Source organism: Pigmentiphaga soli, assembly GCF_039541095.1.
In the GTDB taxonomy this organism is placed as follows: Bacteria; Pseudomonadota; Gammaproteobacteria; order Burkholderiales; family Burkholderiaceae_B; genus Pigmentiphaga; species Pigmentiphaga soli.
In genome coordinates this window covers 93,467-108,619 of the sequence record NZ_BAABFO010000013.1, presented here as the reverse complement: position 1 = coordinate 108,619, position 15,153 = coordinate 93,467, and the positions used below count along the sequence as shown (strand labels likewise).

Sequence of the window (15,153 nt, the reverse complement as noted above, 5' to 3'; positions counted from 1 at the left end):
CCTTAGCGGGCGTTGCGGTCGCGCGAGCGCAGGGCATCGCGCAGCGAGTTGGCGTCGGACGACGGCGTGCCGGACAGCGGCTGCGGCAGGCTGCTGCCGGCCGCGCCGCCCGAGGACGACGGGTGGCCGGCGCCGGCGGCCGACGAGCGCGCCGCGGCGGCCGACTCCTGCGACACCTGCTGCATCAGCTTGTCGAGCGGCAGGTACAGCAGGTTGCTGCCCGACCGCGTGTCGACCAGTACCTTGGAGGTGCTGGAGAAGATCTGCTGCATCGTTTCCAGGTAGAGGCGGTCGCGCGTGACCTGCGGCGCCTTGCGGTAGGCATCGAGCACCTGGCGGAAGCGCGCGGCGTCGCCCTCGGCGTTCTCGGTCACGCGCTGGCGGTAGCCCTCGGCTTCCTGCAGTAGCCGCGAGGCGGCGCCCGAGGCGCGCGGCACGACGTCGTTGGCGTAGGCCTGGCCTTCGTTGATCTGGCGTTCGCGGTCCTGGCCGGCCTTGACGGCGTCGTCGAACGCGGCCTGCACCTGCTCGGGCGGCTGGGCGTTCTGGATCGCCACGGTGCTGATCAGCACGCCGGTACCGTACAGATCCATGATCTGCTGCATCAGCGTGGCGACCTCGGAGGCGACCTCGGTGCGGCCTTCGTACAGGACGAAGTCCATCTTCTTCCTGCCGACCACTTCGCGCATGGCCGTTTCGGCGGCCTGCTTGACGGCCTCGTCGGGACCGCGGTTGTTGAACAGGTAGTCGCGCGCGCCGTTTTCCTTCAGGCGGTACTGCACGACGAACTGGATGTCGACGATGTTCTCGTCGTCGGTCAGCATCAGCGATTCCTGCAGCACCTTGCTGCGCGAATTGTTGCGGAAGCCGACCTCGATGGTGCGCAGCTGCGACTGGTTGACGATGTCGTGGCTCTGGATCGGGTACGGCAGCCGCCACTGGATGCCGGGCCGCGCCGTCTCATGGTACTTGCCGAATTGCGTGACCACCGCCACCTGCCCTTCGGGCACGATGTAGACGCCGGACGCCAGCCACAGCGCGACCACGATGGCGATCACCACGCCCACGCCGACGCCGGCGCGCCGCGGCGATGACGGCGGGAAGCGCCCGCCATCGCCGCCGCCCCGCAGGCCGCCGCCGCCGCGGCGCTTGCCGAACAGCGCGCCCAGGCGGCGGTTGAAGTCGCGCCAGAGTTCGTCGAGGTCGGGCGGGCCGCCGTTATTGTTGTTCCGGCCGCCGTCGTTGTTGTCGTTGGGGCGGCGCGGCGGCTCGTTGCCGGAACCGCTGCCGCGGCCCCAGTTCGAGTCGTTGAGGTTGAACAACCTGGATATCGAAGTCAGACGCATCTTTACCAGTTAGCGAGGCGAACGGGCGCAACCCGCCGCTCAGGATCGGGCGTCGGCATGGCCGACGGACGAAGGGTGAGCGCGGAAACGCGGGTCTTCGCCGCGGCCGTTCAAGCCCGCCGGCACCGCCTGGCTGGCCTCGACGATCGCTCCCCGCAGAGCGTCGAGGCCGACGCGTTCCATCGCGCTGACAAACACCCGCGAAATCGTACCATGCTCGTTGCGTTCGATTCCGGCATCGTGCTGGCTGCGATCGATCTTGTTGTAGACCAGGATGCGCGGAATGTCGGCGGCGCCGATCTCCTGCAGCACCTTGTCGACCTCGACGATCTGCTCGTCGCGCTGCGGGCTGGCGGCGTCGACCACGTGCAGCAGCAGGTCGGCGTGCACGGTTTCTTCCAGCGTGGCGCGGAAGGCGGCGATCAGCGTGTGCGGCAGTTCGCGGATGAAGCCGACGGTGTCGGACACCACCACCGAGCCGGCGCCTTCGATCCAGATGCGCCGGGTGGTGGTGTCGAGCGTGGCGAACAATTGATCTGCCGCGTAGACGTCGGCCCGGGTGAGCGCGTTGAACAGGGTGGATTTGCCGGCGTTGGTATAGCCGACCAGCGATACCGAGAAGGCCCCGCCCCGCGCCCGCGAGCGCCGCTGGGTGTTGCGCTGGCGTTCGAGCCGTGCCAGGCGCTCGCGCAGCATGCGGACCTTGTCGCCGATCATGCGGCGGTCCATTTCGAGCTGGGATTCGCCGGGGCCGCGCATGCCGATGCCGCCGCGCTGGCGTTCCAGGTGGGTCCACAGGCGGGTCAGGCGGGTCGACAGGTGCTGCAGCTGGGCCAGCTCGACCTGCAGCTTGCCCTCGTGGCTTTGCGCGCGCAGCGCGAAGATGTCGAGGATCAGCGCCACCCGGTCGACCACGCGCAGCTTGAACTCGCGTTCGAGGTTGCGCTGCTGGGCCGGGCTGAGGTTGTGGTTGAACAGGATGATCTCGGTCCCGCCGGCCGCGGCCGCCAGGGCGATCTCTTCCGCCTTGCCCGAACCGACGAACAAAGCCGCGTCGGGCCGGTCGCGGCGGGCGACGACGGTGTCGACGATCTGTGCGCCGGCCCCGCGGGCCAGCATCGCGAATTCTTCGGTCTGCGCCTGGAAACCGGGCTCGCCGAAATCGACGCTGACGATCAGCGCGCGCATCGGCGGCCCGCCCCGGCTGGGTGCGGTCGAATCAATCTGCAGCGGATTCAACCTGGAAGTTGACCGGGCGCGATGGCACCACGGTCGAGATGGCGTGCTTGTAGACCATTTGCGTCACGGTATTGCGCAGCAGGACCACGTATTGGTCGAACGATTCGATCTGCCCCTGCAGCTTGATGCCGTTGACGAGGTAGATGGAAACGGGAACGTGCTCTTTACGCAGCACGTTGAGAAATGGGTCTTGTAGCAATTGCCCTTTATTGCTCATGAGTGGGCTCCTGGATGTGTTTTTCTTGGCGGATGCCAACCTTCACTACTCTACAGGGTTTTCCCCAGGGAAGCCAGTAAACCAGTATAGGCCGGCCGCCGCCGCCCGCCCGTATCTCGTGCCCCCGCAGGCGCCGCCGCGAAGCCCCCGCCCGGCGAAAGCCGCCGCGTCGTCAGGCGTTCGTTTTTTCGAGATAAGGATTCCTCGAGTTGCGAAACTCGATTCTCAATGGAGTGCCCTGCAGCGAGAAAGTTTCACGAAAGCGCGCTTCGAGATAGCGCCGGTAGGAATCCGGCACCTGGTCGAGCGCGCTGCCGTGGATCACGATCAGCGGCGGATTCTGGCCGCCCTGGTGAGCATAGCGCAGCTTGGGCCGGAACAGGCCCTTGCGCGGCGGCTGCTGCTGTTCGACGGCCGCGTGCAGCTCGCGCGTCAGGCGCGGCGTCGACAGCTTGGCGAAGGCGGCGGCATGGGCCGCGTCGATCGATTTCAGCAGCGGGCCGATGCCGGCGTTGCGCAGCGCCGAAACGGTGTGCATCTTGGCGAACGACAGGAAGCGCAGCTTGCGGTCGAACTCGCGCCTGATCTCGTCGCGCCGGTCGGCATCGGCGTCGTCCCACTTGTTGATCGCCACCACCAGCGCCCGGCCGGTTTCCAGCACGAAGCCGGCGATGTGGGCGTCCTGCTCGGAGATCTCGGTGCTGGCGTCGAGCATCAGCAGCACGACGTTGCTGGCCTCGATCGCCTGCAGGGTCTTGATGACCGAGAACTTCTCGATCGCCTCGAACACCTTGCCGCGCTTGCGCAGGCCGGCGGTGTCGATCAGCGTGTACTGGCGGCCGCCGCGCTCGAAGTCGATCTCGATCGCGTCGCGGGTGGTGCCGGGCTGGTCGAAGGCGATCACGCGTTCCTCGCCCAGCAGGGTGTTGACCAGGGTGGATTTGCCGACGTTGGGGCGGCCGACGATGGCCAGCCGCACGCGGTGCGGCACGGGCATGGGTTCGGCTTCGCCTTCACCCTCGGCGCCTGCGCCGGCGGCCTCTTCTTCCGTGCCGGGCTCCGGCGCTTCCGGCACCAGCCCCTGCAGCGCCTCTTCGACCAGCGTGTGCACGCCGTCGCCGTGCGCGGCCGAGATCGGCAGCGGCTCGCCCAGGCCCAGTTCGTAGAATTCGGCCGCCGCGTTGGCGCGCGACAGGCCTTCGGCCTTGTTGACGGCCAGCAGGATGCGGCGCCCGGAGCGGCGCAGGCGGTCGGCGATCTCGCGGTCGTGGGCGGTCAGGCCGGCGCGGCCGTCGGTCAGGAAGACCACGACGTCGGCTTCGTCTACCGCCTGCACCGTCTGCCGGGCCATCTCGGCCATGATCCCTTCCTTGGCGACCGGCTCGAAACCGCCTGTGTCGACCACGATGAAGGGATGGTCGCCCACCCTGCCCTCGCCGTAGTGGCGGTCGCGGGTCAGGCCGGGGAAATCGGCCACCAGCGCGTCGCGCGAGCGGGTCAGCCGGTTGAACAGCGTCGATTTGCCGACGTTGGGCCGTCCGACCAGGACGACTACCGGCTTGAATGTGGCCTCGGCCATGTGTTTCCTATTGTCCCACCCGAAGCGACACCAGGGTGCCCTTGGATGTCTGTACCAGCACGCCGTTGTCGGTGGCCACCGGCCGCATCGTGATCGGGCTGCCGTCGGTGGCCGCGCGGGCCAGCAGCGTGCCGTCCTCGCGGCCGAGGAAGTGCACGTAGCCTTCGAAATCGCCCACCGCGATCGCCCGGCCCACCGAGGCGGGCGCCGACAGCGAGCGGTTCAGCAGCGCCTCCTGCTTCCAGACGTTGGCGCCGCTGTCGAGCGAGAAGCCGAACACCGCCCCGCGATCGTTGGCGGCATAGGCGAAGCGGACGTCGGCCGCCATGCCGGACTCGCTGGAGAACTCGCGCGACCACGTGGCGTTGCCCGAGCTGACGTCGAAGCAGCTGATGCGCCCCTGGTAGGTGACGGCGCACAACTGGCGGCCGGAGATCACCGGCATGCCTACCACGTCGGCCACCCGCTCCAGCTCGCTGGTGCCTTTCGGGTTGGCCACCGTGCCTTCCCAGCGCACCGCGCCGGTGTCGATCGAGATGGCGATGATCTTGCCGCCCGGCAGCCCGGTGAATACATAGCCGTTGGACAGCATCATCTCGGCCGGCGCGCGCAGCGCCAGCGCCGGGCCCGGCCGCTGGACGCTCCAGCGGCGGCGGCCGGTTTCGGCGTCGAAGGCCTGGATGCGGTAGTCGCCGCTGCGCACCACCACCAGGCCGCCGCCCACCAGCGGCGGGATGATGATTTCGCTGGTGGCCTGCGCGCGCCACTTGACGTTGCCGGTGTCGTCGAGCGCGATCACCTCGCCGCGCGGCGTGGCCACCGCGGTGATGCGGCCGTCGCTGCCGGCGCCGGCCGACAGCTTGTCTTTCAGCGACACGCGCCACAGCGCGTTGCCGGTGGCCAGGTCGAATTTGGCCACCGTGCCGTCGGCGCCGGCCGCATAGGCCGCGCCGCCCGCCACGGCCGGCACGAAGCCGACCCCGGCCTTGCCGCCGACCGACGCGCTCCAGGCGGTCGACACGGGCAGCGTGGCCTGGAAATTCTTCAGCGGTGCCGGCACGTAGCGCGGCTTGCTGCCGCCAAACAGCGAGCAGCCGCCCAGCAGGGCCGCGGCGGCCAGCACGGTGGCGGCGGCGATGCGGCCCGGCCGGGCCCGGCGAACGACAGCTTTCATTCATGCACCTCCGAGGGCATCGAGCTTGAGTTGGATCGACGAGCGCAGGTCGGCGGCCGGGTCGAGCTTGTCGAGAGCTTCCTTGTAGGCCGCGCGGGCTTCGTCGCGCTTGCCTTGCGCCACCAGGATGTCGGCCCGGCGGTCGGCATACAGCGAGGCGAACGACGCGGGCGGCTCGGCCGCCGACAGCACCGACAGCGCTTCGTCAGGGTTTTTTTCGTCCAGCAGCAGGCCGGCCAGCCGCAGGCGGGCCACTGCCGCCAGCGCGTCGTCGCCGTGGTCGATCACCCATTGCAACTGGGCGCGGGCCGAGCGGGTGTCGCCGCTTTCGGCATAGGCATGGGCGGCCAGCAGCGCGGCGCGCGGCGCGTAGGCGGTGCGGGCGTAGCTGTCGAGCAGCGTGCCGGCGGCGTCTTTGACGCGGGCGATGTCCTTGGCTTCGGCGGCCTGCTGCAGCGCTTCGAAATAGCCCATGGCCTGCGCCGCCTCGCGCCGCTGGTACCAGTTCCAGCCGTTCCAGGCGGCCGCCGCCAGCAGCGCGGCGGTCAGCACGGTCAATACGGCATTGCCGTAGCGGCCCCACCAGGCCTTGAGGGATTCGATCTGTTCCTGTTCTTCGATGTCGTAGGCCATTCACGCCCCGGTATGTTCTGATGGCAGCGCGCGGCGTTCGCCGCCGCGCTCGGTGTCAAGAGCGGGAGATTAACGGATTCCGCCGATTCCCGCGTGGTGGTCGCTTCCCGCGGCGGCAGGCGCTCAGCCGGCCGCCAGCGCGTCGACCAGCGCCTCGGCCAGGCCGTCGAACGGCAGCCGGCGCTGGTTGTCGGCGCCCGGCTGGGCGGCCTGGCGCAGATCCTTGACGGTGGCCTGGCCGGCCGCGATCTCGTCGTCGCCCAGGATGACCGCGAACGCCGCCCCGCTGGCGTCGGCGCGCTTCATTTGCGCCCCGAATTTGCCCGCGCCGCAGTGCAGGACCACGTCGAGCCCGGCGTCGCGCAGGGTTTCGGCCACCGCCGCCGCGCGCAGCGAGGCCGCCTCGCCCTGGTGGACGACGTAGACGTCGCACTCGGGCTCGGCCTCCTGTTCGGCCGCCTGGGTCCACAGGTCGAGCAGGCGTTCCATGCCGATGGCGAAGCCGACCGCCGGCGCCGGCTTGCCGCCCAGCAGCTGGATCAGGCCGTCGTAGCGGCCGCCGCCGCAGACGGTGCCTTGCGCGCCGAGGCGGTCGGTCACCCACTCGAAGACGGTCAGGTTGTAGTAGTCGAGGCCGCGCACCAGCCGCGGGTTGATCCGGTAGGCGATGCCGGCGTCGTCGAGCCTGCGGCGCACGCCGTCGAAGTGCGCGCGCGATGCCTCGCCCAGGAAATCGAGCAGCCGCGGCGCGTCGTCGGCGATCTGCTGCAGGGCCGGGTTCTTGGTGTCGAGCACGCGCAGCGGATTGGTGTACAGGCGGCGCTGGCCGTCTTCGTCGAGCTGGTCCTTGAAACCTTCCAGGTAGGCGATCAGCGCCTCGCGGTGGGCCAGGCGCTCTTCGGCCGAGCCGAGCGAGTTCAGCTCGAGCCGGATGTCGGTCAGGCCGAGGATCTTCCACAGCCGCGCCAGCATCAGGATCAGTTCGGCGTCGATGTCGGGGCCGGCGAAGCCGAGCGCTTCCACGTCGATCTGGTGGAACTGGCGGTAGCGGCCGCGCTGCGGGCGCTCGTGCCGGAACACCGGGCCGATGGCGAACACGCGCTGCGGGCGGTCGTAGATCAGGCTGTGCTCGATGGTGGCGCGCACGATGCCGGCGGTGAACTCGGGCCGCATGGTGAGCGAATCGCCGTTGAGCGAATCGGTGAAGCTGTACATCTCTTTTTCGACGATGTCGGTGACCTCGCCGATGCCGCGCGTGAACAGGCGCGTGTATTCGAGCACCGGCGTGCGCAGGTTGCGGTAGCCGTAGCTGCGCAGCCAGTCGCGCACCAGCGATTCGAGCCGCTCCCAGCGCGCGGCGTCGCCGGGGAGCACGTCGTTCATGCCGCGGATCGCGGCCAGCTTCTGGAAAGTGTCTGCCATGTCGTGGGGTAGGAAAGCCCGCCTAGGCGCGGGCGGCGGCGCCTTCGCCGTAGCGGCGCGCCACGTAGTCTTCGACCAGCGCCTGGAACTCTTCGGCGATGCGTTCGCCCTTGAGCGTGACCGTGCGCCGGCCGTCGATGAATACCGGCGCCACCGGCTGTTCGCCGGTGCCCGGCAGGCTGATGCCGATGTCGGCGAACTTGCTTTCGCCGGGGCCGTTGACCACACAGCCCATGACCGCCACGTGCATCGATTCGACGCCGGGATAACGCAGGCGCCAGACCGGCATCTGCGCGCGCAGGTAGCGCTGGATGCTGTCGGCCAGTTCCTGGAACACCGTGCTGCTGGTGCGGCCGCAGCCGGGGCAGGCCACCACCATCGGCGCGAACGCGCGCAGGCCCAGGCTTTGCAGAATTTCCTGCGCCACCACCACTTCCTTGGCGCGGTCGCCGTTGGGCTCGGGCGTGAGCGAGACGCGGATCGTGTCGCCGATGCCTTCCTGCAGCAGCACGCCCATCGCCGCGGTGGAGGCGACGATGCCCTTGCTGCCCATGCCGGCCTCGGTCAGGCCCAGGTGCAGGGGGTAGTCGCAGCGCTTGCCGAGGTCGCGGTAGACGGCGATCAGGTCTTGCGCGTTGCTGACCTTGCACGACAGCACGATGCGGTCGCCCGGCAGGCCGAGGGCCTCGGCGCGGCGGGCGTTGTCGATGGCCGATACCACCAGCGCCTCGCGCATCACGGCCTGGGCGTCCCACGGCGCCGCGCGGCGGCCGTTGTCGTCCATCATGCGGGCCAGCAGGTCCTGGTCGAGGCTGCCCCAGTTGACGCCGATGCGTACCGGCTTTTCGTGGCGGCAGGCGACCTCGATCATCTGGGCGAAATTGTCGTCGCGCTTGCGGCCCGCGCCCATGTTGCCGGGGTTGATGCGGTACTTGGACAGCGCCTGCGCGCAGTCGGGGAATTGCGTCAGCAGCTTGTGGCCGTTGTAGTGGAAATCGCCCACCAGCGGCACCTTCACGCCCATGCGGTCGAGCTGTTCGCGGATGGCCGGCACCTCGCGCGCGGCCTCGGTGGTGTTGACCGTGATGCGCACCACTTCCGAGCCGGCCAGCGCCAGTTCCTTGACCTGGATCGCGGTGGCCACGGCGTCGGCGGTGTCGGTGTTGGTCATCGACTGCACCATGACCGGCGCGTCGCCGCCCACCGCCACCACGGTGTCGTCCCAGGCGATGCGGACCTCGCGCGTGCGGCGTCGCGGCGCGGGGCCGGCCGGTTCCGGCTCGCGGCCGGATTCGAAGAAAGAGGTCGGCTCGGTCATGGTGAAAGTACCTGTGAGGGATTATTGCAAGGTCAGGCGGACCACGTTGTCGCGCGACGACAGCTCGACCGGCTTGCCGCGCCACGACAACCTTACGCCTTTCGCATTACCGATCACCACGCGCAGCGGCGCCGCCGAGGCGTCGATGTCGTAGCGGGCGTCGGCCTCCAGGGTTTGCGACAGCGCGACCGTGCCGTCGGCCCGGCGCACTTCTATCCAGCTCGGTTCGGTCGTTTGCAGGGCCAGCCCGGGCTGGCCCTGGCCGGCCGGGGCCGCAGCACCGGAAGCGGCCGCCGTGCCCGGGAGCGCCTGCGTGGCGCTGCCGGCGGGCGTTGCCTGGGCCGTGGCGCCGGGTGGCGTGGCCTGGGCGGCGGAACCGGGTGCCGCCTGGGAGGCGGCGCCCGGCACGGCCGGCCCGGGGACAGGCGAAGCCGGCATGGCGGAGGCGGCCGGCGACATGGCGCCGGCCGAAGCGCCCGGCGGCATTGCTCCGGCCGTGGCGCCCGGCGCGGAGCCGGCAGGCGTGGCGCCGGACAACGCACCGGCCCCGGCCATGGCCGCGGCGCCGGCGGATGCCGCGCCGGACCGCGCAGCGCCGGCCGCCGGCGCGGCCGTCCCGTCGGAGGCCGGCACGACCGCCGGGGCGGCCGCGGTACCGGCCGCCACCGGCGAATCCAGCGCGCTGCCGCTGCCGAACGGCAGCTTGCCCTGCTTGACCAGCGCGAAGCTCAGCAGCGCCACCGCCAGTATCACCATGAAGCCGGCGATCAGCCATGACGCCGGGCGCCGCCGGCCGGCGGGCGGCCAGCCGCGGCCGCTGGAACGCGCGATCGGGCTCGACAGCGACGAGGCCTGGGCCAGCGAAACGGGGTCGGGGCTTTGCAGCCGGTTGGAAATCGACGCCAGCAGCGGTTCGGGGTCGATGTCGAGCAGGCGCGCATAGTTGCGCACGAAGCCGCGCAGCGACATGCCTTGCGGCAGGTCTTCCCAGCGCTCGTCTTCAAGCGCGCGAACCTGCCGGACCGCGAACTTGATGTGGGCGGAGACGTCTTCCTGCGACCAGCCGCGCTGCTCGCGCAGCGTGCGCAGGCGGCTGCCCACCGACGCGCCCGCGGCGCCGTCGTTGCGGGCGGCGGCGCTCTCCACCGTGTCGAGATCAGTCATCGAACACTCCTTGCCGGCGCATCTGTGCGCGCCTGTTCCTCCCGGCCGCGGGCACCGCCCTCACCCGCGCACCTCGACGATGCGGCCGAAGCGGCCGTCGGACATCCGCTCTTTCAGGCGGGTCCGGTCCTTGACCTCGCCGGCCAGCTGGCCGCAGGCGGCGTCGATGTCGTCGCCGCGCGTCTTGCGGACCGTGGTCACGATGCCGGCATCCATCAGGCGCTGGGCGAACAGCCTGACGCGGGGCGCGGGCGAACGCCGCAGGCCGGACTGGGGGAACGGGTTGAACGGAATCAGGTTGAACTTGCACGACACCCGGCGCGCGATGTCGATCAGTTGCCGGGCGTGTTCGTCGCCGTCGTTGACGCCGTCGAGCATCACGTATTCGAACGTGATGAAGTCGCGCGGCGCGAATTCCAGGTAGCGCTGGCAGGCGGCGATCAGCTCGGCCAGCGGGTATTTGCGGTTGAGCGGCACCAGGTCGTCGCGCAGCGCGTCGTTCGGCGCGTGCAGCGATACCGCCAGCGCCACCGGGCAGTCGCGCGCCAGGCGGTCCATCATGGGCACCACGCCCGAGGTCGACACCGTGACGCGGCGCCGCGACAGGCCGTAGGCGTTGTCGTCGAGCATCAGGCGCAGCGCGGCCAGCGTGTTGTCGTAGTTGAGCAGCGGTTCGCCCATGCCCATCATGACCACGTTGCTGATCGCGCGGCCGTCGTCGGCCTCGCGGCCGGCCGCGCCGCCCGGCGCGATGCGCGCGGCGCCGTCGGCCGCGACCACGCTGCGCGCCAGCCACAGCTGGCCGACGATCTCGCCGGCATCCAGGTTGCGGTTGAAGCCCTGGTGGCCGGTGGAGCAGAAGCGGCAGGCCACCGTGCAGCCGGCCTGGGTCGAGATGCACAGCGTGCCGCGGTCGTCTTCCGGGATGAAGACGGTTTCGACCGCGTTGCCGCTGCCCACGTCGAGCAGCCACTTGCGCGTGCCGTCGGCCGACTTCTGCGCCGCCACCACCGCCGGCAGCCGCACCTCGCAGCGCTGCGCGAGCCGCTCGCGGAACGCCTTGGCGAGGTCGGTCATGGCGCCGAAATCGGCCACCCCGCGCTGGTGCACCCAGCGCATCACCTGCCGCGCGCGGAACGGCTTGTCGCCCCAGCCCGCGACCAGTTCCTCGAGCGCGGCCGCATCCTGGCCCAGCAGATTGATCGGCTGGACGGACGGCGCGGCGGCAAGGTCGACGGACGAGGCGGCGTTCATGGCGGAAACGGCAGGCGCGGCGGGTTTCAGCGGGTATGGATGCTCAGTTCGGGGAAGAAGAAGGCAATCTCGACCTTCGCGGTTTCGGCGGCGTCGGAGCCGTGCACCGCGTTGGCGTCGATGCTGTCGGCGAAATCGGCGCGGATGGTGCCCTTTTCCGCCTTTTTCGGGTCGGTGGCGCCCATCAGGTCGCGGTTCTTCTGGATCGCGCCTTCGCCTTCCAGCACCTGCACGAAAACCGGGCCGGAAACCATGAAGTCGACGAGATCCTTGAAGAAGGGCCGCGCGGCGTGCACGGCGTAGAAACGCTCGGCGTCGGCGCGCGACAGCTGCAGCATGCGCGCGGCCACGACCTTCAGGCCGGCGTTTTCGAAACGGGTGATGATCTGGCCGATGACGTTCTTGGCAACGGCATCGGGCTTGATGATCGACAGGGTGCGCTCGAGGGCCATCAAAAACTCCAATAAAAACAAATACTTTTGGGTGAACTTAAACCCGAAATTGTATCATGCGAAGGCTTGGGGGAATTACCATGCCGACTCGGGTGGATCAGGCCGGAACCCTCGGGCATACTCGAAGTCTCATACAAACAACGTAACAACAATTTGGCCCGCTCGCGGGGCCCGGAGCAGGAAAGGCTGCCAGGAAGGTCCTGGCGGCCGCCCGGCGCCAAAAAACGACCACATAGGAGTCGCTCGAACATGGACGAGTTCCGCACCACCTCCCTCGCCCGCACCGGGGCTGCGCCCGGCGCGGTAGTCCGCAACAGCGTGTTGCGAAATACATACTGGCTGCTGGCCGCATCGATGGTTCCCACCGTACTGGGCGCCTGGATCGGCGTAAGCACGGGCCTGGCCCAGGTCATGGGCGCCAGCCCCGGCCTGTCGGCGCTGGTATTCCTGATCGGCGCCTTCGGCCTGATGTTCGGCATCGAACGCAACAAGAACAGCGGCACCGGCGTGGCGCTGCTGCTGGGCTTCACCTTCTTCATGGGACTGATGCTGTCGCGCCTGATCGGTTTCGTGCTGGGCCTGGGCAACGGCGCCACGCTGATCATGACGGCATTCGGCGGCACGGCGGCCGTGTTCGCCACGATGGCGGTGCTGTCCACCGTCGTCAAGCGCGACCTGTCCGCGCTGTCGAAGTGGCTGTTCGTGGGCGCAGTGGTGATCCTGCTGGCCGCGCTGGCCAACATTTTCCTGCAACTGCCCGCGCTGATGCTGACCATCTCGGTGCTGGCCATCGCGATTTTCTCGGCCTTCATGCTGGTCGATCTGCAGCGCGTGGTCAACGGCGGCGAAACCAACTACGTGTCGGCCACGCTGGCGATCTACCTCGACCTGTACAACGTGTTCGCGAATCTGCTGGCGCTGCTCGGTATCTTCGGCGGTAGCCGGGATTGATTGGCCCCCCCCTACGCGCTGACGCGCGCCCCCCAGGGGGCGATGCGAGCGGACCGGCGGAGCCGGATCCGCCGCATCCTGGAGGGGGTGTCGTGCTGGCGGGGAAAGGCGCCGGGTAACCGGCGCTTTTTTATTCGGGGGCGGGCACCGGCCCGGGTTCGAACACCGCGATCGATTCGACGTGCGCGGTGTGGGGAAACATGTTGATGACGCCGGCGCTGCGCAGCACGTAGCCGCCTTCGTGGACCAGGATCGCGGCGTCGCGCGCCAGCGTGGACGGGTTGCAGGATACGTAGACGATGCGGCGCGGGGCGTGCGGGCCGAGCCGGGCGAGGGCCTGGGCCACCGCCTGGGCGCCTTCGCGCGGTGGGTCGATCAGCATGCGGTCGAAGCGGCCCAGGCCGCGCAGCCAGTCGGCGTCGACCTCGAACAGGTTGAGGGTGGAAAACCGGGTGCGGCTGTCCAGGCCGTGGCGGCGGGCGGCTTCCAGGGCGCGGTCGGTCAGCGCCTGGCTGCCCTCCACGCCCACCGCCTCGGCGCAGCGGGTGGCCAGCGGCAGCGTGAAGTTGCCCAGGCCGCAGAACAGGTCGGCGATGCGGTCGGCGGGCTGCGGCTCCAGCAGGGCCAGCGCGCGCGACACCAGCACGCGGTTGATGGCGTGGTTGACCTGGGTGAAATCGGTGGGCCGGAACGGCATGCGCAGGCCGAATTCGGGCAGCGCGTAGGCCAGCGCGTCGCCGTCGGCCGGCTCCAGCGGATGGGCGCTGTCGGGCCCCTTGGGCTGCAGCCACCATTGCACGCCATGCTCGGCGGCGAAGCGGCGCAGGATGCCGAGGTCGGCCTCTTCCAGCGGCACCAGGTGGCGCAGCACCAGCACCGGGGCGGCGTCGCCCACCGCCACCTCGATCTGCGGCAGGCGGTCGCGCGCGGCCATCGCCTCCACCATCGCGCGCAGCGGCATCAGCAGGCGCGCCACCGGCGGCGGCAGCACGTGGCATTCGCGCATGTCGGCCACGTAGCTGCTCTTGCGTTCGTGAAAGCCTACCAGCACCCCGCCCTTCTTCGGCACGTGGCGCACCGACAGGCGGGCACGGTAGCGATAGCCCCAGGACGGCCCGTGGATCGGCGGCAGCACCCGCTGCGGGACCAGCCGGCCGATGTGCCACAGCGTGTCTTCCAGCACGCGCTGCTTGATGGCGACCTGGGCCGCGGGCTCGATGTGCTGCATCGCGCAGCCGCCGCAGGTACCGAAATGCGGGCAGCGCGGCACGACGCGCTGCGGCGATTCGCGCAGCAGGCTCTCGACCTGGGCGATCTCGTACGAGGGCTTGCGCCGGAGCACCTTCAGCGTGGCGATTTCGCCCGGCAGCGCGCCTTCGACGAACACCACCTTGCCGTCGCGGCGCGCGACGCCGCGGCCTTCGAGGTCGAGCGATTCGACGCGGACGGCGCCTTCGGGCAGTGGCTCGCCCGTGGTACGGGGCAGCGCGGGGGCTTCTTGAATGGCTTGTGATTGGGTCATGGACTCGGTGGATGGCCGCGGGGCGGCCCGTCTTGCGTGGCGGCCGGCGCACCGGCATCCGGCCGGGGCCGCCGTTGCGCGGCGCTAGCGCATCGCGCCGGCGGCCGGCCAGGCGGCCAGGTATTCGCGCCAGTGCGGCTGGTCGATGGCCTGCAGCGTGTCGCGCACCAGCGCGATCTCGGCGTCGTACTGGTCGCGCGACAGCATGCCGCGCATGAAGCGGAAGCGGCAGAACATCAGCCAGGTATTGACGACGTCGGTCTCGCAATAGGCGCGGACCTCGTCGGCCCGGCCTTCCTGCCACGCCCGCCAGACCTGGCTGCCGTCCATGCCCAGCTTGCCGGGAAAGCCGCACAGCTTGGCCAGTTCGTCGAGCGGCGCGTTGGCGCGGCCATTGTACTTGGCTAGCAGGTCCATCAGGTCGCAATGCCGGTTGTGGTAGCGGCTGATGTAGTTGCTGAAGCGGAAGTCGCGGTCGTCCTCGCCCATGTCCCAGTAGCGGGCGGCCTGCACGCCGTGGATCAAACCGCGGTAGTGCAGCACGGGCAGGTCGAAACCCGAGCCGTTCCAGCTGATCAGCTGCGGCGTGTAGCGTTCGATGGTCTTGAAGAAACCCGACACCAGCGAGGCCTCCGGGTCGTCGGCCTTGCCGATGCAGCGCACGCGAAAGCCGTCGTCGTCGCGGAACACGCAGCCGATGACCGCGATCTTCTGCAGGTGCAGCGGTAGGAAATCGTGGCCCACGGCCTCGCGGCGCGCGGCGAACGCGCGTTCGGCGACGTCGGCGTCGGGGACCTCGGCGCCCCACCCGTTCAGCACGCGCAGTCCCGCCACGTCGGGGATGGTTTCCAGGTCGAACACCAGCATCGGCGTCATGGCGGC

The 15,153-nt window shown here is 69.8% G+C and carries 14 protein-coding genes; 1 reads left to right on the top strand and 13 read right to left on the bottom strand.

Annotated features, from left to right (window positions below; translation table 11 throughout):
- Positions 1 to 2: 2 nt before the first annotated feature.
- The 11 genes from hflK to ndk form a co-directional block, all read right to left on the bottom strand.
- Complete coding sequence (gene hflK / locus ABD927_RS14645; protein WP_345250603.1) at positions 3 to 1,340, bottom strand: FtsH protease activity modulator HflK; 1,338 nt, start codon at positions 1,338 to 1,340, stop codon at positions 3 to 5.
- A gap of 45 nt (positions 1,341 to 1,385) precedes the next feature.
- Complete coding sequence (gene hflX, locus ABD927_RS14640; RefSeq protein WP_345250563.1) at positions 1,386 to 2,534, bottom strand: GTPase HflX; 1,149 nt, start codon at positions 2,532 to 2,534, stop codon at positions 1,386 to 1,388.
- Between the two features lie 31 nt (positions 2,535 to 2,565).
- Entirely contained in the window at positions 2,566 to 2,802 is a 237-nt protein-coding gene (hfq, locus tag ABD927_RS14635) for an RNA chaperone Hfq (RefSeq protein WP_152795236.1), read from the bottom strand.
- A gap of 172 nt (positions 2,803 to 2,974) precedes the next feature.
- Positions 2,975 to 4,381, bottom strand: a complete 1,407-nt coding sequence (der, locus tag ABD927_RS14630; RefSeq protein ID WP_345250562.1) for a ribosome biogenesis GTPase Der — start codon at positions 4,379 to 4,381, stop codon at positions 2,975 to 2,977.
- 7 nt (positions 4,382 to 4,388) lie between these two features.
- Positions 4,389 to 5,555, bottom strand: a complete 1,167-nt coding sequence (bamB, locus tag ABD927_RS14625) for an outer membrane protein assembly factor BamB (RefSeq protein WP_345250561.1) — start codon at positions 5,553 to 5,555, stop codon at positions 4,389 to 4,391.
- Complete coding sequence (locus tag ABD927_RS14620) at positions 5,556 to 6,188, bottom strand: YfgM family protein (protein ID WP_345250560.1); 633 nt, start codon at positions 6,186 to 6,188, stop codon at positions 5,556 to 5,558.
- 123 nt (positions 6,189 to 6,311) lie between these two features.
- Entirely contained in the window at positions 6,312 to 7,610 is a 1,299-nt protein-coding gene (hisS, locus tag ABD927_RS14615) for a histidine--tRNA ligase (protein ID WP_345250559.1), read from the bottom strand.
- A 22-nt stretch (positions 7,611 to 7,632) separates the two neighbouring features.
- Positions 7,633 to 8,928, bottom strand: a complete 1,296-nt coding sequence (ispG, locus tag ABD927_RS14610) for a flavodoxin-dependent (E)-4-hydroxy-3-methylbut-2-enyl-diphosphate synthase (RefSeq protein WP_345250558.1) — start codon at positions 8,926 to 8,928, stop codon at positions 7,633 to 7,635.
- Between the two features lie 21 nt (positions 8,929 to 8,949).
- Positions 8,950 to 10,092, bottom strand: coding sequence for a RodZ domain-containing protein (locus ABD927_RS14605; RefSeq protein WP_345250557.1), 1,143 nt, complete (start codon positions 10,090 to 10,092; stop codon positions 8,950 to 8,952).
- A 60-nt stretch (positions 10,093 to 10,152) separates the two neighbouring features.
- A complete protein-coding gene (rlmN, locus tag ABD927_RS14600) occupies positions 10,153 to 11,346 on the bottom strand; it encodes a dual-specificity RNA methyltransferase RlmN (protein WP_345250556.1) in 1,194 nt (397 codons plus the stop codon).
- A gap of 26 nt (positions 11,347 to 11,372) precedes the next feature.
- Positions 11,373 to 11,798, bottom strand: a complete 426-nt coding sequence (gene ndk / locus ABD927_RS14595; protein ID WP_345250555.1) for a nucleoside-diphosphate kinase — start codon at positions 11,796 to 11,798, stop codon at positions 11,373 to 11,375.
- Positions 11,799 to 12,047: 249 nt separating this feature from the next.
- Between ndk and ABD927_RS14590 the strand changes: the two genes are divergently transcribed.
- Positions 12,048 to 12,749, top strand: coding sequence for a Bax inhibitor-1/YccA family protein (locus ABD927_RS14590; protein ID WP_345250554.1), 702 nt, complete (start codon positions 12,048 to 12,050; stop codon positions 12,747 to 12,749).
- 130 nt (positions 12,750 to 12,879) lie between these two features.
- On the opposite strand, the gene rlmD is transcribed toward ABD927_RS14590, so the two are convergent.
- Positions 12,880 to 14,271 (bottom strand): 23S rRNA (uracil(1939)-C(5))-methyltransferase RlmD, encoded by a 1,392-nt coding sequence (gene rlmD / locus ABD927_RS14585; RefSeq protein ID WP_345250553.1) that lies wholly within the window; start codon positions 14,269 to 14,271, stop codon positions 12,880 to 12,882.
- Positions 14,272 to 14,355: 84 nt separating this feature from the next.
- Complete coding sequence (locus ABD927_RS14580) at positions 14,356 to 15,147, bottom strand: 3'-5' exonuclease (RefSeq protein ID WP_345250552.1); 792 nt, start codon at positions 15,145 to 15,147, stop codon at positions 14,356 to 14,358.
- Positions 15,148 to 15,153: the final 6 nt, after the last annotated feature.